The sequence below is a fragment of the Candidatus Accumulibacter contiguus genome (assembly GCF_012940005.1).
Taxonomy (GTDB): Bacteria; Pseudomonadota; Gammaproteobacteria; order Burkholderiales; family Rhodocyclaceae; genus Accumulibacter; species Accumulibacter contiguus.
The window spans coordinates 1-23,551 of sequence record NZ_SPMX01000034.1; the positions used below are offsets into that span (position 1 = coordinate 1).

17 protein-coding genes and 4 pseudogenes are annotated in these 23,551 nt (G+C 65.7%); 4 read left to right on the plus strand and 17 right to left on the minus strand.

Annotated features, from left to right (window positions below; all coding sequences use genetic code 11):
• Window positions 1-348: pseudogene (locus E4Q08_RS12650) on the plus strand (transposase); the annotation flags it as partial.
• Between the two features lie 177 nt (window positions 349-525).
• Here E4Q08_RS12650 and E4Q08_RS12655 read toward each other — a convergent pair.
• From E4Q08_RS12655 to E4Q08_RS12690, 9 genes are all read right to left on the minus strand, one after another.
• Window positions 526-1,380 (minus strand): formylglycine-generating enzyme family protein, encoded by an 855-nt coding sequence (locus E4Q08_RS12655; protein ID WP_505438021.1) that lies wholly within the window; start codon window positions 1,378-1,380, stop codon window positions 526-528.
• On the minus strand, window positions 1,274-1,735 hold the full coding sequence (locus E4Q08_RS26495; RefSeq protein WP_505438020.1) for a hypothetical protein: 462 nt from the start codon (window positions 1,733-1,735) through the stop codon (window positions 1,274-1,276). The genes E4Q08_RS12655 and E4Q08_RS26495 overlap by 107 nt, the downstream gene beginning before the upstream one ends.
• A 44-nt stretch (window positions 1,736-1,779) precedes the next feature.
• Entirely contained in the window at window positions 1,780-2,787 is a 1,008-nt protein-coding gene (locus tag E4Q08_RS12660) for a reverse transcriptase/maturase family protein (protein WP_169070646.1), read from the minus strand.
• Window positions 2,788-2,796: 9 nt separating this feature from the next.
• On the minus strand, window positions 2,797-3,267 hold the full coding sequence (locus E4Q08_RS12665; protein ID WP_169070647.1) for an HRDC domain-containing protein: 471 nt from the start codon (window positions 3,265-3,267) through the stop codon (window positions 2,797-2,799).
• A gap of 19 nt (window positions 3,268-3,286) precedes the next feature.
• Complete coding sequence (locus E4Q08_RS12670; RefSeq protein WP_308240132.1) at window positions 3,287-6,235, minus strand: SUMF1/EgtB/PvdO family nonheme iron enzyme; 2,949 nt, start codon at window positions 6,233-6,235, stop codon at window positions 3,287-3,289.
• Window positions 6,236-6,339: 104 nt separating this feature from the next.
• Window positions 6,340-7,398 (minus strand): AAA family ATPase, encoded by a 1,059-nt coding sequence (locus tag E4Q08_RS12675; protein WP_169070648.1) that lies wholly within the window; start codon window positions 7,396-7,398, stop codon window positions 6,340-6,342.
• Window positions 7,395-8,822, minus strand: a complete 1,428-nt coding sequence (locus E4Q08_RS12680; RefSeq protein ID WP_169070649.1) for an SEFIR domain-containing protein — start codon at window positions 8,820-8,822, stop codon at window positions 7,395-7,397. The genes E4Q08_RS12675 and E4Q08_RS12680 overlap by 4 nt, the downstream gene beginning before the upstream one ends.
• Window positions 8,823-9,147: 325 nt before the next feature.
• Window positions 9,148-10,548, minus strand: a complete 1,401-nt coding sequence (locus E4Q08_RS12685; protein ID WP_169070650.1) for a DNA-processing protein DprA — start codon at window positions 10,546-10,548, stop codon at window positions 9,148-9,150.
• The gene (locus E4Q08_RS12690) at window positions 10,545-12,620 is read right to left on the minus strand and encodes a RecQ family ATP-dependent DNA helicase (RefSeq protein WP_169070651.1); all 2,076 of its coding nucleotides are present in this window, start codon (window positions 12,618-12,620) and stop codon (window positions 10,545-10,547) included. The genes E4Q08_RS12685 and E4Q08_RS12690 overlap by 4 nt, the downstream gene beginning before the upstream one ends.
• Window positions 12,621-12,736: 116 nt before the next feature.
• On the opposite strand from E4Q08_RS12690, the pseudogene E4Q08_RS12695 reads away from it, so the two are divergent.
• A pseudogene (locus E4Q08_RS12695) lies at window positions 12,737-12,859 on the plus strand (AbrB/MazE/SpoVT family DNA-binding domain-containing protein); the annotation flags it as partial.
• A gap of 766 nt (window positions 12,860-13,625) precedes the next feature.
• Here E4Q08_RS12695 and E4Q08_RS12700 read toward each other — a convergent pair.
• The 5 genes and pseudogenes from E4Q08_RS12700 to E4Q08_RS24805 form a co-directional block, all read right to left on the minus strand.
• Window positions 13,626-13,961, minus strand: a pseudogene (locus E4Q08_RS12700) (mobile mystery protein B); the annotation flags it as partial.
• 109 nt (window positions 13,962-14,070) lie between these two features.
• Window positions 14,071-14,568 (minus strand): mobile mystery protein A, encoded by a 498-nt coding sequence (locus E4Q08_RS12705; RefSeq protein ID WP_034910757.1) that lies wholly within the window; start codon window positions 14,566-14,568, stop codon window positions 14,071-14,073.
• A 52-nt stretch (window positions 14,569-14,620) separates the two neighbouring features.
• Window positions 14,621-15,589, minus strand: coding sequence for a hypothetical protein (locus tag E4Q08_RS12710; RefSeq protein WP_169070652.1), 969 nt, complete (start codon window positions 15,587-15,589; stop codon window positions 14,621-14,623).
• A gap of 159 nt (window positions 15,590-15,748) precedes the next feature.
• Window positions 15,749-16,003 carry a phage integrase central domain-containing protein gene (locus E4Q08_RS24800; RefSeq protein WP_372703666.1) on the minus strand — a complete coding sequence of 85 codons (255 nt, stop codon included), beginning with the start codon at window positions 16,001-16,003 and terminating at the stop codon, window positions 15,749-15,751.
• Window positions 15,903-16,367, minus strand: coding sequence for an Arm DNA-binding domain-containing protein (locus E4Q08_RS24805; RefSeq protein WP_248594888.1), 465 nt, complete (start codon window positions 16,365-16,367; stop codon window positions 15,903-15,905). Before E4Q08_RS24805 ends, E4Q08_RS24800 begins: the two co-directional genes overlap by 101 nt.
• A gap of 182 nt (window positions 16,368-16,549) precedes the next feature.
• Between E4Q08_RS24805 and E4Q08_RS12720 the strand changes: the two genes are divergently transcribed.
• Both E4Q08_RS12720 and E4Q08_RS12725 read left to right on the plus strand, forming a co-directional pair.
• Complete coding sequence (locus E4Q08_RS12720) at window positions 16,550-18,490, plus strand: redoxin domain-containing protein (RefSeq protein WP_169070653.1); 1,941 nt, start codon at window positions 16,550-16,552, stop codon at window positions 18,488-18,490.
• Window positions 18,487-19,293, plus strand: coding sequence for an endonuclease (locus E4Q08_RS12725; RefSeq protein WP_169070654.1), 807 nt, complete (start codon window positions 18,487-18,489; stop codon window positions 19,291-19,293). The genes E4Q08_RS12720 and E4Q08_RS12725 overlap by 4 nt, the downstream gene beginning before the upstream one ends.
• A 195-nt stretch (window positions 19,294-19,488) precedes the next feature.
• Here the strand turns inward: E4Q08_RS12725 and E4Q08_RS12730 are convergent, their stop codons facing one another.
• From E4Q08_RS12730 to E4Q08_RS12740, 3 genes and pseudogenes are all read right to left on the minus strand, one after another.
• The gene (locus tag E4Q08_RS12730; RefSeq protein WP_169070655.1) at window positions 19,489-21,798 is read right to left on the minus strand and encodes a mechanosensitive ion channel domain-containing protein; all 2,310 of its coding nucleotides are present in this window, start codon (window positions 21,796-21,798) and stop codon (window positions 19,489-19,491) included.
• Between the two features lie 128 nt (window positions 21,799-21,926).
• Window positions 21,927-22,739: an endonuclease/exonuclease/phosphatase family protein gene (locus E4Q08_RS12735; protein ID WP_169070656.1), complete on the minus strand. Its 813-nt coding sequence runs from the start codon at window positions 22,737-22,739 to the stop codon at window positions 21,927-21,929.
• A 34-nt stretch (window positions 22,740-22,773) separates the two neighbouring features.
• A pseudogene (locus tag E4Q08_RS12740) lies at window positions 22,774-23,551 on the minus strand (hypothetical protein); the annotation flags it as partial.

The window sequence follows — 23,551 nt, forward strand, 5'->3', positions numbered from 1 at the left end:
GTACGCAAGCGAGTCTGATGGGGGCATTGCCTGAGTTGGGCCAACTCACCCATGCGCAGATTGGCAAGTTGGTCGGAGTCGCTCCATTAAACGCGGACAGTGGTCGCCACAAGGGTAAGCGCATCACCTGGGGTGGTCGAGCGACGGTCCGTACCGCTTTATACATGGCGGCCTTAAGTGCCATACGTTACAACCCCGTCATCAAGACCTTTTATGAACGTTTGCTTGCTAACGGAAAACTCAAAAAAAGTCGCGCTGGTCGCTTGCATGCACAAGATGCTGACGATCATGAACGCCATAGTCAAATCGGGTATTCCGTGGAATCCAGAGCATGCAAAATGCGCCTAAAAGCGCTTGACTGCGAACACAGTTGCTCTCCCGCGAGTGGAGAGGGGAGATTCGTGAGTCGCTGACGCGACTTTCACATTAAGGGTCATGACTGTTGCAGGCATCCCCGATCATGAAACTCAACCATCATCGGCTGCGGCAAGCCCGGAATCCGCCGGAAAAACGACACCAGCGGGGTCACGCGTCCCGCGTGACCCCGCTTGCCTCAGGCAGGCGCTCCGCGCCTGCTTCCTGTTCCTGGCGGGTGGACCTCAGGGCAAAGCGAAACCCCCGGGACTCGTAGCGGAGGTCGCGGAGCCACCCGAAGCGGGAAGCAGAGCGAAGCCACCTGGCCTCGTCGGCCCACGAGCCGCCGCGCACGACGCGGGTGGCCACCTCGCCCTCCGGGCCACGCGGATCCTCGCGCGTCTCGTCAACGTAGTCGCGGAGCCCGTCGGCGCACCACTCCCAGACGTTGCCATGCATCTCGTACAGACCCCAGTCGTTGGGCGAAAACGACTTCACTGGCACGGTCTTCTGCCGGTACTCGCCTTTCTCGCCGCCTGCATAGGGGTAGTTCCCGTCGTAATTCGCCTGGGCCGGACTGATTGTCGCGCCGAAATGGAACGGCGTTTCGCTGCCGGCCCGGCACGCGTACTCCCATTCTGCCTCGGTCGGCAATTCCGCAACCACACCCGGCAACCGCACCGCGACACGCTGCAGGAAGCCGTCGGCGCCGCTCACGTCATCCCACGAGACGTTCTCGACCGGGTTGCGTGCATCGTCCCGAAAACCGCTCGGATTCTCCCCGCCCATCACCGCCATCCACAGCGCCTGCGTGCACGTCGTGTCGGCGAGCCAGAAGCCGGCGCTCAAGCGCACGCGGTGGCGCGGGCCTTCGTCCTTCTCTCGTTCGGGCTCGTCGTCCGGGGACCCCATCCAGAACTCACCGGGTTCGATCCAGCGGAAGCGCTGCACGACGCCGGCGAACTCGACGTCGATCCACAGCCCGTAGGCGTCGTCGCCCCAGGCGATCGCGCCGGCGGGCGGCAGCTCTGGCGGCCGCCGCTCGTCTTCGAACGGAAAAGGCGTGCCGGCAACGAGAGCGTCGCGGTTCATCGGGCAGCGGGGCGGTACGCGGAGTCGGCGACCCGGGGGGCTGTCGGCGCCGGCATCCGCCGTTCTCGCCTACCGGCGCCCCGGGCGCCTTGCGGTTCGCCGGCACGGCAAGCCGTGACGGCAGGACGTCGCGTCTGGTCCATGGTTTTCGGCAAGTCCATGCCGTTGGCTCCATCGAGCTCAGGGCAAAGCGAAACCCCTGGTTCTCGTTGCGGTTGTCGCGGTGCCTCTCGTTGCGGTAAGCAGAGCGAAGCCTCCTGGCCTCGTTGTTCCACGAGCCGCCGCGCACGACGCGGGTGGCTTTCCTTTACAGTGACCGACATCCCTGCCTCACTATAGCTCAAGTCGGTGCGCCGCCAGCAGCCGCTGGCGAAAGCCGAGACTCTGGCAGCCGTCGAGCGTCGCCAGAGCGAGTTCGGCGGCGCGCTGCAGGTCGGCTTCCGCCACCCTGCCCGTCGCCGCGACGCGCTCGATCCGCTGCAGCGCGGCGCGAAAGCGCGCCAGCTTGCGCCGGCTGGCGAGGACGACGCCCTGGCGGATACGAAAGCCGCAGAACTGCGTCCCCTCCGCCGAACGCGCGATGCGCCGCCGCGGCTTGAGGCGCAGCGCCCGCTCGATTGAAAGATGCGCCGCGAGCGTCGCGACGCTCTCCTCGGCCGCCTGTCGGCTGGCGCAGCCCCAGACGATGTCGTCCATGTAGCGCACCAGCCCGCCGCAACCCGGCTGCCTGAGCAACAAGCGGTCGGCGCTGTCGAGAAAGGCATTGGCAAAGTGCTGCGAGGTCAGCGCGCCGATCGGCAGGCCGACACCGGCTCCACCCGTCGCGCCACTCGCCAGGATGCGCGCCAGCAGGCGCAGGAAGGGCTCGCCCTTGAAGCGCCGGGCGATCAGTTCGAGCAACAGGTCGTGGCGGATCGATGCAAAATAGGCGTCGATGTCGACCTGAACGAACCACGGATACGCCCGCAAGGTCTGCTGCACCGCGGCCACCGCCGAATGGACACCCTTGCCACGCCGGCAGGCGTAACAGCCATCGACCAGCATCCGCTCCAGGCGTGGCTCGGCAAGATTGAGAATCGCGTGGTGCAGCACGCGGTCGGCAAAACACGCTGCGTGAATCGTCCGCCGCTTCGGGTCGTGGATGGTGAACTGGATGGCGCGGCCCTGCGGCGAACGCTCGGACAGGATGTCGGCCGCGAGCTGGTCGAGGTTCTCGTCGAGCTGGCCAAGAAAGCGCGCCACCGCCGGGCGGCTGCTCTTGCCGCGCGCCGCTTTCCAGGTGGCAAGCTCGAGATTGTTCCGGTCGGCGAGCGCGGCGAGGGTAATGGCCTGACGTTGCATGCGACTCGTTCAACCCGGTGCCAGCGCTTGCTGCAGCAGCGCGAGAAAGCGTGCGGCATAGCGGTCGACTCGCCCCGGACCAACGCCGTCGATCCTGGCGAGCGCCTCGACGGTCTTCACCTTGCCGCGCACCATGCTGGCCAGGTGTTCATTGGTGAACACCGCGTATTGCGGAACCCCCTCGGCCTCGGCGATGCTCTTGCGCAGTTCGCGCAGCCGGGCGAAGACGGCAAAATCGGCTTCGCTGAGCACTTCGCGATAATCGACCCGGCGAGCACTTCCCTGCTCGGCCTTCAGCGCTTCCGGCAAGGGACCCGGGCCACCGGCGATGCGGACGCAGACCGCCCAGAACGACGCCTCGCCGTTGGCGACGAAATGCCGCTCAACGGCGAGCACGCGGCTCGCGGCGAGCAGGTGATTGAGTTCGGCCTCGGCCGCCAAGGGGTCGCAGGCGGGGATGGCGAAAAAACGCAGGTACATCGCTGATCTCTCTCCTTTTTCAGCTCTTGGTTTCCTTCCCTGGCCCCTTCAGCCAGGAGGTGATCTTCTGGCGCAGCTTCCCGAAGCCACTTGCGGCCGCTTCGGCATCCGCCGCAGCGGCCGCGCTGCCTTCCCGTCCCGGGAAGGCAGCCAAACCCGGCGGCCCCTCCGGGGACGCCGCACCCTGCGGGGCCTCCGGCCCCTCCGGCTTGAAGTCCTGCTGCAGGCGCTCCGCGCCCGCAACCTGCTCCAGACTGGTGGACCTCAGGGCAAAGCGAAACCCCAGGGACTCGTAGCGGTAGTCGCGGGGCCACTCGAAGCGGGAAGCAGAGCGAAGCCACCCGGCCACGAAGTTCCAGGAGCCGCCGCGCACGACGCGGGTGGCATCGCCCTCGGGGCCGCGCGGATTCTCCTGGTCGTTGCCGTCGTAAGTCCGCATTCCGTCGGCGCACCACTCCCATACGTTGCCGTGCATCTCGTACAGGCCCCAGCCGTTCGGCGCAAAGGACTTCACCGGCACGGTCTTCTGCCGGTATTCGCCTTTCCTGCCGCCTGCATAAGAGGAGTTGCCATCGTAATTGGCCTGCTCCGGAGTGATCGTCGCGCCGAAATGGAACGGCGTTTCGCTTCCGGCCCGGCACGCATACTCCCACTCGGCCTCGGTCGGCAGTTCCGCAACGATTCCCGGAACGAGCGAAGGAACACGTTGCAGGAAATCCGTCACGTCATCCCACGACACGCCCTCGACCGGGTTGCGCGCGTCACCCTGGAAGCGGCTCGGGTTCTTGCCGCCCATCACTGCCAGCCACAGCGCCTGCGTGCACGCGGTGTCGGCAAGCCAGAAGCCTTTGGTCAAGCGCACGCGATGGCGCGGCCCTTCGCGTTCCTGTCGTTCGGGCTCGTCGGCCGGCGAACCCATCCAGAACTCGCCGGGTTCGATCCAGCGGAAACGCTGCACGGCGCCCGCGAAGTCGACATCGAGATAGAGGCCATGCCCGTCGCGCGCCAGTTCCTTGGCCCACGGCGGGCGCTGCAGACGAGCCAGGCGATAATGGCGGCGGCCGCTATGGATGGCGATCTCGGAGAACTGCGCGGCGTGTGCAATCGGCAGCGTCAGCGGTGCCGTGCGCGGCTCGATCCATCGCTGTCGCCAGCCGGCATCGGTGCGCAGGCCGCAGACGGCGCCGCCCTCGAGCGTCAGCACGGGCCAGCGACCCGCCGCGCCGCGGTCGGGCAGCAGAACGAAGCGATCGTCCTGCTGCCGCAATCGCCACGCGCTGGCGACGGCGTCTGCGCCACCGCGCCGGCGGGCAGCGGCGACGTCGGCCGGCTGCAGTCCGGCGGGGATGTCGTCGACACCCGCCAGCGCCCAGATCGGCGCCAGCAGCGACGAGTTCGCCGCGATCCAGGCGCGGTCGCCGCCGTGGCGGTGGAAGAGATCGCCGGCGTAGCCGGCGGCATCGCCGACCGCCGATCTGCCGCCGGCGCCGAAGCGTGCGAACCAGTCGCGCGCCTCGGCGAGCCGGGCGATGAATTCGTCGCTGAGCGCTTGCTTCCGGGCATGCGCTTGCCAGATCAGCAGTTCGGCGCTTTCGGTCGAGCGACCGCGCCAGGCGTGCGCGTCGAGAATCCGGCGCAGGATTTCCTGCTGCTCGGCGGCGGCAAGCGCGCAGAAGCGATCGCGGTAATCGGCGACGTAGGCCGGAGTGAGCTCGCAGAAGCGGTTGCCGGCAGCGACCACCGGCGCGTACGACCAGACGATCGCCTCGAGGCCGGGCTCGGCGGCGGTTTCGGCGCCGAGGCGGCGCAAGGCGCGCAGCAATCCGGGTTCGACACGAACGCAGCAGGCCAGCCGCGTCAGCAACGCCGGCAGCAGCGGGTGTGGCGCCGCCACAGAGTCCGGCGGTTCGGCCGCTGGCGGCGCCACCGGGGCGACGGCTGGCGAGACCGGCTGCGCCGCCGTGCCGGCGTTGCGCGCGCGCAAGGCACGCAGCCCGTGTGCGCCGTCGAGGCAGTGCACCTCGGTGTAACGCAGCGCTTCGGCAGGCACCAGCGCCGGCGACATCGGCAGCCAGGCGACCGGCAGCGCGCCGTGTTCGGCGAGGCGGCGCGTGAACTCCTGCCAGGCCGCGGCGCGCGCCGGGTCGCCGGCGAGCAGCCCGAGGTCGCCGAGGATCAGCACCCGCGTCGCCGGCGGCGGCAAGGGAATCGGCCCGGCGCCAGGCGGGGTCGCGTGGCCCGGCGAAGCGACGGCGCGCGCGGCGAATGGCGAGTCATCGACGACCCACAGCCGCAGCCCGCCCTGGCCGTGCCGCCGGCGGACTTCATCCAGCAACTGGCGATAGTCGGCGTCGTACGGAACGAGCCGGTGCGCGAGATCGACGACGACGTCCATCTCGCCCCCCCAGCGGCGCAGCAGTCGCCGCGGCAGGCGCTGCGGCGAGCGCAATAGCGACAGCTCGCCGACCAATGCCGGCACGTCGAGCGGGCCGCGCCGTGGCGACGCCAGCGCGCGCTGCAACGCCGGCCACAGGCGCGTGCGGCCGACCAGCGGCGAATGCGGCGCGTTGCCGGATCGCCGCGGCTGGCAGTCGAGACGCGTCAGCGGCAGCAGCGGCTCGTTCCTGGGCGGTGTCTCCGCGGCATCGACGGCGTACTCGACGAGCGCGAAGTGCGCCGCCGAGAGGGGCGGCCGGCGCTCGACGTTTGCGGCGGAAGTCTGACGCGGCCCGGCGCTGCCGGCGTCGGCCGCTGGCTGTTGACGTTCGCCGGCCGGCAGATCGCTTCGCTGCTCCGGCTCCGGCTCCGGCTGCGGATGCAGGCCGAGGAGGCTGGCGAGCGGAGCGAGGGTGGCTTTGATCGCCTCCTTGCTGCCGGGCGGTTGCGCGCCCTGGGCGGCGACGGCCGCGCGCAGCAGGTCGGCGCGGCCGGCGAAGCCGCGACTAACGGTCATGACTTTGCAAAACACCCCTGATCATGAAAGTCATGACCGTTTCCCTCTCCCCCGACCCCTCCCCCACAAGTGGGGAGGGGAGATTCGTGAGTCGCTGACGCGACTTTCACATTAATCATTCAGCCGCGCTCCGCCGGCGACTCGGCAAGGCCGTCGATCGGCGCTCGCGTCTGCGACAGCCCCGACTGGCCGGCAACGACTCCGTGCTTGAGATAGCCGTACGCCGAGAGGCGGCCGAGCCACTGCTGCTGCGCGCCGCTCTGTCCCGGAAAGAGTTCGTGCAGCGCGTAGAGCAGGTCGAGGTATTCGGCAAGGCCGGGCGGCGGCAGGTTGAGGTGGCTGACCTGCTGCCGGTCGCTGACCAGTTGCTCGGCCGCTTTCTCGAGGATCACGGCAGCGATCAGCTCGGCGCGTCGCGGACTGGCCGTGGGCAGTTCCGGGGGCAGCTCCGCGAAGTGTGCGGCACCGCGTCTGACGAGCCAGTCGCGATAGCTCATTCCGGGGTCCGGCTGCTGCGTCAGGACGATGCAGCGGCGCAGGAAAGCCGCCGGCAGCTCGCGCTCCTCGTTGGTGGTGATGACGATCAGCGGCGGCTTCGCATTCGGGCCGCCGATCGGCTGCGCCAGGGGGTCGACGCGGAAGCTGCGTTGCGCCAGGACTTCGAGCAGGCTGTTCGGCAGGTCGCTGTCGGCCTTGTCGATCTCGTCGATCAGGACGACGTGCCCGGCCGGCACCGCCGGATCGATGCTGCGCTCGTCGGCGGCCAGGAAGGGCTGCGCCGACTCCCAGCCGAAGGCTTTCCAGAGCACGCCGGGCCGCCAGTAGCGCGTCAGGTCGGCAAGCTCGGCGCTTGCGCCGGCCTGCGCGTCGGCGAGCCGGCGAACGGCGTCGAAACGCGCCAGCAGCTCGGGCGGCTCGAAGCGCGGGTGGATCGTTTCGGCGTGCAGGCGCCAGCCGAGGGCCTCGGCAGCGGCGCGCGCGAGCTGCGTCTTGCCGGTACCCGGCTCGCCACGCACGAGCAGCGGCCGGCGCGCCGCGTAGGCCAGCGTCAGCGCGTCGATTTCGGCCGCCGACCACTGATGCCACGCGCGCGCCTGCGCCGGAGATTCCCGGAGTTCCTGGACGGCGCCGGGCTGCAGCGTGGCAAACGGAGAATTGGGGACAGCGGTTGCGGTCATCGGTTTGCCTGTCGGTCAGTTGAAGAGCGCGAGAAATCAAAAATCGGACCGAGCGCATGCAGCAGGCTGTCCTGCATTTGTCTTGCCCAGAGCGGCATCGCGTCGTCGGCCCGCTGCTGGAAGAAAGTCCGGAGTTCGAACTGCTCCTGCAAATCTTTCAGAAGTTCCGCCCGCTTTTCCGCACTCTCGAAGCGGCCCGCGGCATCCGTGCTCACCACCAGCGCCGCACCCAGCTTACGGGCGCGACGTCGAATGAAGGTGCGCAGGTAGTCCGGGTCATACTCCTGACCTGTCTGCAACTCGCGCCGCTCGATCGTTGCCAGCAGTTCAGCCGCCGAGAGCGCCACGCCTTCTTCGCCCGGCACGCCAGGTTCGGGAACCGGATGGACGAGGCGGAAGACGTTCTCGGGCTGCGGGCTCCCGGCCGAGAAACAGAGTCCAAATCCCAGCCGGACTGCTGCCTCGATGCAGGCAACCAGATGCTCGGAACTCCTCACGGGGTCGTGATCGCGATGCGCATCGGCAGCGACCTTGGCCCTGACGTAACGCTCGGCGGCGACCAGCGCGCAACGGACGATGGCGCTGCAGACGATGCCGTCGGCCTCGGAGACCGCCGCTGCGGCGGAGAAACCTCTCGCGGCTCTGGCTTCGAAAAATTCCCGGGCGCCCAGCAGAACCTCGAGAGCGGGCCTGTCGCACACGATGGCGAACACGCGCTCGGGGCTGAGCGGCGTCGCCGTCTCCAGATCCAGGAACAGGTCGGCGCGCGTGAATTCCTGCCGCGTGCTCAAGGTCGGCCAGTTTTCCTGCAGGTAACTCTTGAGCAGTTTCTGCAGTTCGGTCAGCGGCGGCGGGCCAGCACCCGCCCTTGCACCGCTATCAACCTGGGCTCCAGAGACGAGCGGCTTGGCGCTCCTGCGCGATTTCCGCCTTGGTATTCCGACAGGAGCGGGTTCGACGCCCGCCTGACCGAGCAGAAAGTCGTAGAGATCCTGGTAAGCCTGCTCCGTGTTCAACACATAGAAGGTATGGCCGCGCACCGGCTCAGGGATGAAGCGCTCGTCGATCGCGTCGAACAGCACAGGCACGAACCTGATGGTGGCGCTGCGGGCGTCGTAGAGCTCTTGGGTGATGACCGCGCCCTCCCAGTCGGCCCCTTTGCCCTTGCCAGGCTCCTCGTGGCCTCGGAAGCGGCGATAGTAGGTCTCGGTGCAGACCAACAGGATGAACTCCGCCCAGTCGATCTGGTTCAGCATCCAACGTGGCCACTTCTCCGCCGGGGTGCCGTTCACATACTGATCGAGGCGGGTTTCGATCCCCTCCTTCCGCAGCCTTTGCGACAGGCGGAGAACGCCCTCCCTGTGGGCGTTCGTGTCGTGGCTGTAGCTGATGAAAACGCGTGGCGTAGCGCCTCTATGTTCCATGCCCTCCCCCCTCTGGCCAAGTTGCGTCGCCGACGTCGCCTCGTGCGCGATCTACGGTAGTGATTTAAAGCTGTATATCTTGATTGAACTGGGACGGACGCAAGGGTATCGACGTACCCCGGAAGGGTACAGCGCGGAAGCCGACGCCCGCAAGCGCGTCTTTGTTCCTTCTGGCTGACGCCGCTCGCCCGCCAGGCGTCTACATGCCCTCGCCAGTGCGCTTCCAGTTCCCCAGCCTTGTCCATCTCTTCCTCCTGTCGAAAACCTGGAGGCTGCTCCTTCTCTCGCGGGTTTTACAGGTGGAGGGGCTGGACGCTTACGGTCTTCATGTCTGAGCGCCAGATCGATCATTCGCGTCGGCCGCAGAGCAGAGGTCGATCAGATCGGCAGTCGGCAGCTCGTACAGAACGCCTTTCTTCCGGGTCTTTCGGATCGCTCCCTCTGCAACCAGAGTGCCAAGCCATAATCTGAGCTGGCCTTCCGTGATGCGCAGCGCGTCGACCAGCTCGCCGATCGTCTTGGGCGCCTTCAGTACAGACAGAATCGCTTGCTTCGCAGCGTCATGCAGATCATCGGCAGGATCTCTCTCGGCCGGCTGCGGTGAAGCTGCAGGCGTTGCGACGGCCATCTCGACCTCCGGCGACTCGGGCATCGGTGTTGTCGACAGGACCACCGGTGCCGGCGGGACGACGGGCGATACTGGTGCATCCGTCGCATCCGTCGATGGGTCGTCGTCAGCCGCGAGCGTCAGTTGGGATGGCAGCGCCGATGCCCGGGTTGTCGATGGTGCGACTGCCAACGCCTCGACCAGGCCGTCCGCATCTTCGGGGTTTGGCCAAGGGAATGCGCCTTTGTTGAGCAGAGCGGTGAGGGCCGTGCTTGCGCTCCCTGTCGATCGAACAAACACCGGCACGAACTTGAGCTTGCCGAGTTGCTCGACGGCGCCAGCCCAGGTACCTCCCTTCTCGAAATCGGAATTGACCACCAGCGCGGCGTCGGCGAGTGCATAGATGAGCTTGTTTCTCTGCATCGCATTGCCGACATTGAACCCTGCGCCCGGGTCATAGGGCGAAACCAGGACGAGTTGGCCATCCATCAGCAGCCTGCGGTGGTCGCGGTTCATCACCGACTTCTCGAGACCATCGGCCAGGACGCCGGAAACCGTTCCGCCCGCTTCGAGAGCACCCCGCATCGCCGCCTGGTCGATGCCGCGCGCGCCGCCAGACACCAGCGTCTTCCGCGCCTTCGCGGTCAGCCGGCCAATGGACTCGGTGTACTCGACCAGTGCGTCATCCACGTCGCGCGAACCGACCACGGCAAGACCGCCACACTCCAGAATCGAGCGCTCGCCGCAACCATACAACACGGCCGGGCGGTCTTCGCGCAAGCGATCTCGCAAGCGTTGTGGGTAATTTGAGTCCGCACGGCTCACCACCCAAATCCCCCTGGCCTGCCAACGATCAATGGCCTGACTCAGAGCAAAGCCCCGACCCAGAAGCCACTTCAAACGCGCGGCGTCGACCACGGCCTGGCTCTGCCGAAGGATTTCGTCAGCGTCAGAAGCAAGCAGATCGGCGGGTTCCTTGGACAACTGGTGGAGATGCCTGGCCAGCCGCTTGTATTCGGAGGGCGTCAATAGTTCCCGGGTTTGCTCGCTGCGTCCGGCAATCAGGGGCGCGGTGAGCAGCAGAATCGCCTGCGTATTGTTGGAAAGAACATTAGTCATGCATCGTGTCCTGTTTGACTCAGGGTCAGCGGCCAAACGACTCCGCTGCCGTGCCGTCGCAGCAGCCAGGCCGAGACAGTCAGTGTCCAGCGCGAATCGACCATGTCATCGACCAGCAAGACCGGACCAGGCGGAATGGATGACTCTCGAATTTCCAATGAACCGTCGATGTTTCTCGCCTGCTGAGTGCTGTTTGCCATGGTTTTCTGCTCTGGCCGGGCATCTGTCTTGACCAAGACCATCTCGAATGGGAGCCGCAAGGCATCCGCCAGCCGCGCGGCAAAATCAGGGACGAGGCCGGGATGTCGCAACGAAGGGACAGCGGTCACCCACCGAGGAAACGGTCCAGGATTCCATTGTCTGATCAATGTGACACAGGCACCCACCAGGTCGTCAGGAAAGCGATGATGCTGGTACTTGCCAAGGCGAACCAAACCGCCCCAGCCAGCGTCGCCCCACATGCACAGGGCTTTACCCGGTTGCGCTCGCAACGTCTCCGGAATGGTGCCCCTGACGCGGTAGTGCGGCATTCCGCCCGCTGGCCACATCTTGCGAGGCTCTATTGGAAGGCTTGTTTGGCGCAGAAAGGCCACCGCCTCTCGCACCAGAGCTTCGTCGATATCCGACGACAGTGGGGGCAAAGCGGGCGGACGAACGTCGTTGGCATTGCCGTCGAGCGCCCGAATCAGAAAGGCCATGTGGTCTGCCGACAGGTTCACGTACTCCTGCATCTGCGCTTGTTCCGATCGGCGCAATGCCGTCAATCGCCTGGCACGTTCCCAGAACCCAGGGCCGAGCTCGGAAATCGTCAGTTGCCACTTGCTTCCCTGCTTGGCGATCGGCGCCGGCGATTCCAGGGAAAGCAAGGAGATCGTCTTTTCGATGCGCCCCTTGCTGATGTTCAAACGGCCAAGGAGTTCCGGCACCGAAAGACCACCAGGGGCATCTTCCAGCGCCGCGATGACAGCCCCAACTTCCCGTTCCGTCGGAAAAGCGCTTTCGATGAAATAGTCGGTAATGTCGGTTTCTTCCTCGCCACTGAGCAGTACGCCGTATGCTGCATCGAGAGCACGCCCAGCTCGCCCCACCTGCTGGTAATAGGCCACCACCGACCCAGGCGTCTGGTAGTGAATGACGAACGCGAGGTCGGGTTTGTCGAACCCCATACCGAGGGCGGTGGTGGCGACGAGCGCCTTCACCTCATTGTTCAGCAGCGCCTGCTCCAGTTCAACTCGGCGGTCACCGGATTCGCCCGTATAGGCCTCGACCTTGAGTCCACGGGACTGGAGCCACTCGCTGACGGTAGCCGCATCGCGCACCGTCAGCGTATAGACAATTCCATGCCCAGCCAGCGTATGAAGTTGCTGCGCAAGCCAGGCCAGACGCTCGGCCTGCGTCGGCAAGCGAATGGTTTGCAGGGCCAGCGACGGCCGATTGAGGTCGCCGCGTGATACTGCCAGGTTGGGACCCAAGACGGCCTTCAGATCATCCATGACGCGATTGTTGGCCGTGGCTGTCGTCGCCAACAGTCGGAGATTGGGGGGCAGGTTGCGCACGACGCGCTCCAGCAAGCGGTAGTGCGGGCGGAAATCATGGCCCCAGTCGGAAATGCAGTGTGCCTCGTCGATCACCAGCAGGGAGATCCTGCCAGCGACCCGGCCCAACACCTGCGACTGAAAACGGTCATTCGCCAGGCGCTCGGGAGAGATCAACAGGATGTCGACCGCGTCGCGATCGATGGCCGCTTCAACGCGCGTCCAATCCTCCTGATTGTCCGAATTGATCGTCGCCGCGCGAACACCCATGCGCTCGGCGGCGGCGATCTGGTTGCGCATCAGTGCCAGAAGCGGTGACACCAGCAGCGCCGGGCCGCTGCCTTGCTCACGCAGAAGCTTGGTGGCAATGAAATAGACGAAGCTCTTGCCCCAGCCGGTTTTTTGCACAACCAGCAGACGACCACGGCCTTCCACGACGTGCTGGATCGCTTCGCGCTGACCTTCGCGGAAAAAGGCATCCGCGCGGCCGGAGCCGATCCGAAGCAGTTCGAGCGCGCGCTGCGGATCGAAAGTCATGCCTTTGCCTTTTCCAACACATTCTTCTTCTCGTCACGGGTGATGGTGCAGCTCTGGTCCCCGGAGAAGAAGGATATACAATCGAAGTCTGTATATCTCCAATCGAAGGAAACATCATGCAAGTTGCCAAATGGGGAAACAGCCTGGCCGTCCGGCTGCCGGCCGCGGTGATCGAAGCCTTGCAGCTCAAGGCCGGAGACGACATCGAAATCCATGTCGTGGGTGAGCGGCAACTCGACGGGCAGCTTCATGCGTGGGTGGCGGCGGTACCACCAGCCGCCGAGGGCGTTTTCGAGCAGGAAGGCGACCATGTACTGCTCGGTGAAGAGCTGGGTCACCGCAGGCAGTTCGTCGGCCCCCACCTTGGTGCCGGCCTGCTTCATCTGCCGCTGCACTGCTTCCTTCTTCGGCGCCTGCCAGAACTGGTAGCTCCAGCCCAGGCTGTCGTCGGCCCGGAAGACGCTGGCGGGCAGCTTGGCGAGCAGGGCTTCGAGCGCCTGTTCGGTTTCCAGCGGTAGTTGCAGCGCCAGCGCTGGGCTGTCGGGGCGGAAGACGTTGCGCAGCATGCGCGCGGCGTAATGGCCGGCGACTTCCCATTCGCTGCGGGCTGGGGGATTGAAGCTCTCGGCGTCTTCCTTGCAGTCGGCCAGGCTGACCGGGTAGCCGTCCGGGTGCATCAGCAGATCGCTCTCGGCGAGGAAGCGCGCGAAGAGCATGCGGTGCCAGTGCTCGTAGGCGATCTCGGTGACGAGGTGGTCGATGGCTTGCGTGTCGTCGGGGCGCAGCAGATCGCCCAGTGCCCGGCCATGGGCACGCAGGCGCACGCGCAGTTTTTTCTCGGCATCGCTGGCGTGGGCCGGCGGTTCCCGGGCGCCGGCGGCGAGGGCCTGCAAGACTTTCTCGGCGCCGGCTTCGGCTTGCGAACGGGCCTGCGCGGCGGTGTTTTCGAGGATGCGGCGATGTTCGCGGGAAAGGGTCTGCGTCATGGTGAGTCGGCTTCTCGTGCTAACTGCGGGCAAAGGCGAGCAGGGGCGCGTAATCGCGGGCGTCGGCGGCTTGCAGGGCGGCGATGTAGGCCTGCCGCGTCGCACCGGCATCGACCAGGTTGCGGCTGCCCCAGGTGAAACGGGGTTGACTCAGCCGCACGACCAGCAGATCGGCGAGCAGGCGCGCATGCCGCCCATTGCCATTGGCGAACGGGTGAATGGCGACCAGGCGGTGATGCAGGCGGACGGCGATCTCGTCCGGCGGCAGGCTGGCGTGTTCGACCTGATAGCGCACGTCGTCGAGCAGTTGTCGCAGTTCGATGCCGATTCGGAGCCAGTCGACGCCGATGTTCTTGTGTTCAACTCACCCTGCGTCGTGATGTGGCGGGGAAGCAGGCTCGCCAGCTCGTCCGGGTCGAGCGGGGTGGCGCCGGGCGGGGTATCGAGATGGACGGGCACAGCGGCTACTGCCCCCGCTCTTTCCACAGGGCGCGGCGCGAGCCCTTGAGCAGGCTTTCGGCGAGCGCTCGGGTCTGTTCCTCGAGATGTTCGCGCGAGGTGGACTGGGCCTCCAGCGCCATGCTGTGGCTGATGGCGGCCATCTGCTGCTGCGCCAGGCGGCTGGCGCGTTCCTCCAGCGTCGTCGCCAGCGGCTGTCGGGGTACCAGGGCATAGTGCAATTCGCAGCCAAGGGCCTCGGCGGCACGGCGCAGGGTCGCCAGGCTGATCGTGTCGTCGGCTTCCGAGAGCTCCAGCCGGGTGAGCGTCGAGGTGGTCACCCCCAGGCGGCGGGCGAGGTGGGTTGCCGTCATGCCCAGCGCTTGCCGGATGGCCTTGAGCCAGCCGGAGGGAGGGCGGGCCGGCAGGTCGGCGCTGCGCCAGCGGTCGAGTGCGGCGTCGAGTTGGCGAAGCTGGAGTTCGGAAAAATTCGCGGAAAAATTGGCGGTGACGTTTGGTCCCATGGAGTTGCGTCCTGATGCAAACAAATTTCGATGATATTGCAGCATGGAGCAATTAAAGTAAATGACTTGTTGCGTTGCAAGACAAAACTCTACAACTGCACCGGGCCATTGGAGAGCTTCGCCAGGACGGCGCTGCGCACCTCCGCCAGCCACGCCTCGAGATCCGCTTCCGAACGCAGGAGGCGGCGGGGTAGCGTGACCGGCTGCACGCTCGGCTCCACGATCTGGCCGCCGCCCTGGACACCTGCGCCTGTTCGAGCGCTTCCCTGAGCAGTGTTCCTGCGCGCTGGTCGGCGTCGGCTTTCTGCTTGCTCAGTGCGTTGCGGGCTTCCTGGCCTTCGGGGGTTTGCGGTTCGCCAAAGTGGCCCAGCGTCCTTTCGGCGGCGGCCTGAGTGATCACCGCCCGCACCAGCTCATCCTTGCGCGGCAGCGCGACGTGCGCGAAGACGATCGCGGAGTTGATTCCGGCGCGCGCGGCGTCGGCCAGTACTTCCCTGGCCTGGGTGCCGTCGAGATCCGAGCGCAGCCAGACCGGGACGTCGCTTTCCGCCTTGGGCGCCGTGACCGAGTCGGTATGGGCCTTGAGACGACGGATTTTGCGACTGGCCCCCTGCGCAATGGCGAGCTTGCGGATCTGTTCGCCGGCCAACTGGATCAACTGCTCCCGGATCCTGCTCTCGAACGCGGCCGGCTCGCTGCGCAGGGCGTCTTCCTCCGCGCGCTGGTAGACGAACCAGTCGGCACTCTCCCTGGTCTGCAGGCGATACTCCTGGCAACCGCCCATGGCCACGCGCATCAGCAGGCGATCCTTGTCGATCAGTTCGTCGAGCACCAGCAGGAAAACCGGCGCCTCGCCGCCCTGGCAGATGGCTTCGCGGAAGAAACGGAGGAAGTCGTCCTGGTCAATGTCGCCGCGGCTGGAGAACTCGCTTTCGAGGCGGTCCCCCAGTTCGAAGCTGTCGCGTGCGAGGCTCGGCTTGGCGGCCAGGATGGCGGCTGCTGAGGTACTCGTCCAGCCCACGCACGTTGCCGGTATCGTCCCAGAGCCTCTCCGGTCGGTTGAGGTAGCGGTCGCGGTACTGATGCTTGGCCAGCCAGCACGAGAACTCGGTTGTCAGGTCGTGCTCGACCCACCCGCGTCCGGTCGTTGCGATTTCGCGAGCGAACTCCCCGGACTGGATCAGTCGGCGCAGTCACGGCTTACCGTTCGGCCCGCCACCTTGACGCCCTGCGCCGGGTTCGATTCGAGATAGCCCCATTCAATCGCCTTGCCGAAGATGCCAGACGCCAGCGCCCGCACAAGCTTGACCGTCGCCGGCGCCTTGCCAGCCTTCTCAAGCTCGGAAAGCGCACGGGCAATCATCGTCCGCGTGATGCTCGTCAGCTTCTGGTCGCCAAGCGGCTTTTGCAGGTAGTCCCGGAATCGCTGCTGCATGTCGCGCCACACCACCAGTTTTTTCGCCGTGCCGGGTGCCGTACTCGGTGAAAAACTTCGTCAGTGTCGGTTCAGCCTTGAAGGTGCGCCGCGCCTCGGCCGGGTTCGCCCCGCTGGCAAACTCGCCCAGGATTCGCTCCGCTTCGGCTTGCGCCTTCTCAACGGTCATTTCAGGGAAGGCTCCCAGCTTCACCCAAGCCATTTCTGTGCCCGCCCGCTTGACGACATAGAAGGTTTTTGTTCCCGCCGGAGTCACTCGCAGGGCTAGCTTCGGCACCTTGGTATCGTAGACCGTCAGCCGCTTGCCGGCGGGGGGAAGCGCAAGCCCCTGAAGGGAAATCTTGCCGAACTTGATCTGTGCCATTCTCTCACGTGGCCTTTTTCCTGTCCGGCTTTCGTGTTCCCCTTGTGTACCCGTATTCGATCAATGCGGATGCACGTCGGCCAGCGATACATTGTCGGCGGCAATCGCCGGCAGCAGGGGGCTTTGAATCACACCCTAGCTCACCTTATACTATCGATTTTTTTTTATCGCGCGAGGCAGCAGTGGACTCGAACGTCTTGACCGTTTCTTCGCGGGCGTCGGCGATGCCGGCGATCGCTCCGGGAACCCCTACCCGTCTGGCGCGCGCCTGGTTGTTCTTGGGAGTGATGGCGCTGATCGGTTCGGGTCTGCTGGCAGTACTGCTGGTCCTCTCACGGACGCCGGGGATTCAGGACGTCTTTCCGCTGAAGGATCTGTTCCGGGCAGCGCTGGTGGTACATGTCGACCTGTCGGTAGCGGTCTGGTTCATGGCTTTTGCGGCAGTGATCTGGTGCGCTGTCGGTACCGCCAGCCTGGCGTGGCTCGGCTGGAGCGGTTTCGGCCTGGCGGCGCTGGCAACGGCGCTGATGACCTTCTCGCCGTTCTTTCCCGGCGCCGAACCGGTGCTCAACAACTACATCCCGGTACTCCAGCAGCCGCTCTTCTTTGCCTCGATCTGGATCTTCGCTGCCAGCTTGAGTCTGACCGTGCTGCGTGCCCTGATCACCACCTGGCCGCAGCGCTTGCTCGCCGAGCCGCTGCGCCTCGGCGCATTCCTCGGTGCCGTCGCGGCCTTGCTGGCACTGGGCGCCTTTTTCTGGTCCTGGGCATTGGTGCCCTGGGTCGAGGGGTTGATCTATTACGAGGTGTTGTTCTGGGGGGGCGGGCACACCCTGCAGTTCCAGCATGCGCTGCTGATGGTCGTCGCCTGGCTGTGGATCGCGGCGCAGCTCGACCGTCCATCGCAGGTTTCGGCACGCGCGGTGTCGGTGCTGTTCCTGGTCGCGGCGCTGCCACTACTGGCCGTGCCGGCCATCTATCTGCTGGTGCCAGTCGGCTCGCTGTCGCACATGGAGCTGTTCGCCAAGCTGATGCTCTGGGGCCACCCCTACATGGGGCCGCTGCTCCTGCTCGGCGCCGGGTCGCTGTGGCGCCTGCGTGACGTGCCGGCCAATCCTGCCAGGTCCGCCCTGCTGGCTTCCTTCACCCTGTTTGCACTCGGGGGGGTGCTCGGTTACCTGATCCAGGGCGTGAACGTCGTCATCCCGGCGCATTACCACGGCTCGACGGTCGGCGTGACGCTGGCCTTCATGGGACTCGCGTATGTGCTGCTGCCAATGCTCGGCTTCGGCCGCGCCGAGGGCCGCATGGCGGTCTGGCAACCCTACGTGTATGGCGCCGGGCAGTTGCTGCACGTAATCGGTCTGGCATGGTCGGGGGGGGTACGGCGTGCAGCGCAAGGTCGCTGGTGCAGACCAGTTGCTGACGACCTTGCCGCAGAAGGTCGGCATGGGAATGATGGGTCTCGGTGGCCTGATCGCGGTGATCGGCGGGCTGATGTTCGTTGTCGTCTGTCTCAAGGCGATGTCGCAGCGCAGCGAACGATGAAACAGCCGTTGGCGCTGGCGGTAGCGGCCGCGGTGGCGACGCTGGCGACGATCGGCTGGTTCGGCTATCGCCTGATCGAGCCGAACCGTTTGCCGGCCAATGGCCTTCCCCCCGGCCAGATCTCGTCACTGCAACTATCGCCGGAGCAGGCGCAGGCGCAGGCCGACGCGGTCATGGGCCTGACGCTACCCGATCTCGACGGGCACTCGCAGGTGATCGCACAGTGGCGCGGCAAGATCCTGGTGGTCAATTACTGGGCCAGTTGGTGCGCCCCCTGTGTCGAGGAAATGCCGGCTTTCTCTCGCCTGCAACGCCAGTACGCGGCGCAGGGCGTGCAGTTTGTCGGCATTGGCATCGACGATGTGGAGAACATGCGGACCTTCGTCAAAGCCATGCCGGTAGCCTACCCGCTACTGGTCGCCGATCCAGCCGCCAGCCAGATGCCTGGCCTGCAGGTCAAGGGCCTGCCCTACACGCTGGTGATCGGCCCGGACGGCCGCTTGCAGGGTAGCCGCCTGGGTCGGCTCGACGAGGCCAGGCTGGAGCCGATCCTGCAAAGTCTGACGTCGAGGTGAAACCGGCTCAAGGTTCAAGACGCCTGTGGATCGTCATCCTCCTGGCCGGCTGCCACGTCAGCCAGGTGACTCCGCCAGCCGCCAAAACCCCGAGTTCGTCAGCGCCGAAGCGGCCCGCGACGTCCGTCGCGTCGTCGAGACTGGTCAACAACCAGACAGCGGTCGGCCACCGCGATTTTGCCAACGCCAAGAAGGTGCTGCCCAAAATTTTTGCCGGCATGGAGGATGACTTCTACTGCGGTTGCCACTATGTCGGGCATGTCGTGCAGCTCGCAAGCTGCGGCTACCAGCCGCGCAAGAACCCGACACGAGCGGCTCGCATCGAGTGGGAACACGTGGTTCCCGCCTGGGTGCTGGGTCACCAGCGCCAATGCTGGCAGCAAGGCGGGCGCAAGCACTGCACCGACACCGATGCGGTCTTCCAGCGCGCCGAGGGTGATCTCAACAATCTGGTGCCGGCGGTCGGCGAGGTCAATGGCGACCGCAGCAATTTCGCCTATAGCGCCTGGACCAGGCAAGCCACGACGATGTACGGCGCCTGTCAGACCGTCGTCGATTTCAAGATGCAGCGTGTGCAGCCGCGCGAAGAAGTGCGTGGCCGAGCGGCGCGGATCACGCTCTACATGTACCAGACTTACGACCTGCACATGAGCCGCCAGGACCGGCAACTGATGTGCGCCTGGTCCAGAACCTACCGGGTAGACGACTGGGAGCGCAAGCGCGATGAACGTATCGTCCGCTGGCAAGGCACGGGCAACCGGCTGGTCTCCGATCCGGCATGGCTGAAGGCGAGCTGCGGGTAAGCGACAGAGGGCGGAAGCCCAGCGGGACGTGCCTCGGCAATCACCTGGGGTGCCCCGTCCTTCGGCGGAAGCAGTGCCGGTTCGGCTCTACGCTGGATGTAATCCATTGTGGCGAACCGATGCGCGTGCTGGAGGTGTGTTTTCCCGGAGCGAAAAGATCGATTGCACATCACGGAAACCTGGACACCGGTGTATTCATGATCTGCAGGAGGAATCCGGGGGCGTTGCGGCCGCGTGCGTGATTCGCACCGGCAGTGGCTCCGACAAATCGAGATGTACATCGCGCTTCGGGAATGGAATCGCAATTCCAGCGGCGGCCAGACGCTTCTCCATGGCATAGCGCAGGTCACTGTCCACCCGGCGGGCGGACAGTTGCGGCCCCAGCTCGACCCAGAACATCAATAACAACATCAGCGCGTTGTCACCGAAGTCCTCGAAAAATACTTCGGGCGCCGGGTCCTTCAGGACCTGCGCGTGCTCGTTGGCGCAGCCGACAATGATTTCGGAGGCCTCGCGGACCGGCGATCCGTAGGCCACGCCGATCCTGATTTCGCGCCGGATGCGCGGGTTCGAATAGGTCCAGTTGACGACCTGATTTTCGAGAAAACTTGAATTCGGCACCAGCGCTTCGACGCCATCAAAGCCGCGCACCGTCGATGCCCGCAGGTCGACGGCGATGACATGACCGGTCATGCCGCCAAGGGCGATGATGTCGCCGACGCGGATCTTGCGTTCGAAGAGGATGATGATGCCGCTGATGACGTTCTTGATGATCGTCTGGGTACCGAAACCGATGCCGATCGCCAGCGCGCCGCCCAGGAAAGCGAAGACGGTCAAGGGAATGCGCGCCAGGTTGAGAATGAAGATGATCAGCGCGACCGCCAGTGAAATCATCGCCCAGCGGCGCATGACGCTGGCCATTTGTTCGTTGACCCCGAAGCGACGCACCATCAGCTGCTGCAGGTGGCGCGAGAGCAGCGAGAACAGCCAGTAGCCGAGCAGGAACAGGATCAGCGCACCGATGCTCTTGCCGACGGTGACGCCGTAGGTGACGGTCACCGTCTTGCCGTCGATGAGCGTCGAATCCTCGACGGCAAACATCTCGAAATCCCAGACCCGCTTCAGCGTTTGCACCACCTGCAAGACGCCGAGTTTCCAGTCGTCCCGGCTGGCGGTCTTGGCGTGGAAGCCGAAATCGTCGAGCCAGCGCTCCAGTTGAAGCTGCATCCGGGTTTCGCTGCGGTCCACGCGCTGGTAGGCGAGGACACGCTCCTTCAGCACATCGAGCAGGGTCGATGCCTGCGCTTTGGCCTCGGCGTCGAGTGTGGCGCCGTCGAGACGCGACTCGCGTTCCCTGAGCTCGACGCGTGCTGCCTGCTGCAGTTCGTCAAGGATCTGCCTGCGGCTGGCCAGGTCCTCCCGGATCTGGCTCAAAGCCGAGATCACCGCTTGGCGGCTGGCCGGGTCCGGGGAATTCAGGGCGAGCGCACGCTGCGTCCACGCGTCGCTGGCCACCTGGGCCATGGTCTGCAGCCAGGGAAGGGTGATCAGCACGACGCGACCGGTTTCCAGTCTCGCGTCGAGAAGCTGCAGCCGTCGGGCTTCCGGAACCTCGCTGCCGGCCTTTGCGACGATTTTCACCAGCCGTTCACGTTCTGCGGCGAGGCGGCTGTTGGCCGCAACGATGCGATCGATTTCGCTGTTCAGCGTGTTCAACTCCTTGCGCAGCAGTGCTTGCTGCTGTTCCAGTTCTTCCTTGTCGAGGCGCTGTTCGGGCAGTACCCTGGCCAGCAGACGCTCGATTTCTCTGCCAAGCGTCTGCGAAGCCTGGATCTCCATGTGGATTCTTTCGAGTCCAATCTCGATGTTGGCCAGTTCCGCTTCAGCCAACTGCCGGCGCAGGCTAGCCAGTTCCCGGCTCAGCCGCTCCTTGTCGATGGCCTCCTGAGCACTGGCGCGGGCGAGCTTGTCCTCCGCCAGGCGGACCGCTTCACCGGCGCGCCGCTGCGCGTCGATGCGACCGACCTTGAGTTTCTCCAGCGCGCGCTCCGTCGAAGCCAGACTCTGCTGGCGTTCCCGGAGGGCATCGTATTCGTCGCGCAGGGCATCGACGCGCAGGGCCGAGTACGGCGGCGAGCCGCTGAACTCGGCCAGCAGCACCTGTTGCCTGGCCTTTTCCGGTGGGGATTTTTTGAGGTTCTCCAGTTCTTCGAGCAGTTTCAGGCGTTCGCTGTAGGCCAGCACGAGGCGATCGAGCAGACGTTGGCGATCGCTGATGGGTAGTCCCTCTACGCCTGTCGTGCCGCCCTCCTGCAGTTGTCCCGCCTCCTGTTGACGACGCGCTTCGGCGAGTTGGGTCTCGGCGCGGCTGCGCGGGTCGCTGTCGACCGGCGCAAGCTCTGCCTCTGCCTTGGGCACGCCGGAATTGAGGCCGGGGAGCGGGATCTGGGCGTGCGTCAGCGGCGCGAGCAGCATCAGGGCGAAAAGGATTTGCCGGGAGATCATCGAGATCAGGATAATTCTCCGGCCCGCTTGCTGGCTGATTGCAGGGAAAGGCCTGGCAAGGGTTTTGGGTCGGGCATGTGCTTCTCCTTTCGCCAGGCGAGAGTACCACTGGCCGCAATGGCCTGTCGTCAGAGTTCGAGTTCCGCAATCAGCGGCGCGTGATCCGAGCAGCGGGCCCAGGCCAGGCCCTTGGGGACCTGCATCTCGAGGATCTGGAAGCCACGCACGTAGATGCGATCGAGCGTCAGCCACGGGGCAAAACTCGGAAAGGTGCGTGCCACGCCAGCCTGCGTATCGCTGGCGGTGCGCCAGGGCAGCAACCAGTCGAGGACGCCGCGGTCGGGAGTGGCCGACTCCGCTGCCCCGCCCACTTCATCGACACCCAGCCGGTCGCGCAAGAGGCCATCGACCCGCTGTTGCCAGTCGTTGAAATCACCGGCAATGATCAACGGCGCCTTGGCGGGCACTTCGCGCTGCACGAAGTCGGCCAGAAAGGTGGCCTGGCGCAGGCGGCTGCGCTTGATCAGGCCAAAATGGACGCAGATCAGGTGTACCTCGCGGCCCTTGCCGCGGCCGAAGCGCACCACGGCGTGCAGAAGGCCGCGCTTTTCGAGGATATGGTCGGAGATGTCGTGGTTGGTGAAGTCGATGATCCGATGGCGCGAGAGGATGGCGTTCCCGTGGTGGCCATGCGGATAAATGGCATTCATGCCGTAGGCGCGGTGCGCGTACGCGCCGGTGGCGAGAAAGTCGAGCTGCGTACCCGACAGGGGGTAGCCGGGCTGAGAAGCCAGCCGCTCGTTGCGGTCCTGCACCTCCTGCAGAAAAACGATGTCGGCGTCGATGGCGTCCAGCGCCATGCGTACGTCGTGGATGCGCGGCCGCCCGCGGATGCCGGTGACGCCCTTGTGAATATTGTAGGTGGCCACGCGGAGTTTCATGGCGGGGCCTGGCAGGCGCTGGCGGGCTGCTGCCTCACGGCAGGCGCTCGAAGTAGCGATCGATCAGGGTCGCATCATCGAAATGGCGGCGTCCGACGAAAGCCGTCGCGTGCCGGCCCCATTGCCGCATCTGGCCGGCGCTGAGCACGCCCATCGGCCAGAAGTAGAAGCGTTCGCGCCGCTCGCTGCCGGCGATCATCCCATCCGGAGCGAAGGCGCTGCGCGTGCCGCCATCCGGCAGGGGGAGCGTGCGCAACTCGTCGTCGTCGCGCAGCGCGAGGACGACGCGCTGGTCCGGGCGCGCGGCGTCGATTTCGACCCCTTGCAGATAGTGCGTGCCAGCCGCGAGTTTCAGCACGACGCGCTCGTGCGTCGCCGGGGTGTGCAGCGTCTGTGGAGAAAACAGGCTCTCATCGATGCTCTCGGGTTGTGGTCGCGCCCGCACCCCCTCGGTGGGGATGAACAGGTGATAGCAGCCACAGGGGTGAATCGTGTCGTAAACCAGGGGGTTGCCGTCTTCGGCCAGGGTGACTCGCCACAGCAGACCATCGAGCCGCCCGGCCAGGACATCGTAGGCATGTGCCGGTGGGCGTGCCGCAAACCATGCAGTGTATATCAGTTGCAACAGCCAGCGCCCAGAGAAGTGCGCGTGGCTGGTGCGCACGTACAATACTGGCTGATCAAGGGCAACGCCGATCCGCAGCCGTTCGTCCGAATCGCGCTGCCAGAGCAGCGCGCCGGGGCGATCGGCGTCGCTCGCCGTGGCGATATCGAGTTGCGGCGCATGGCGAACGATCAGGCTTGCCAGCGTC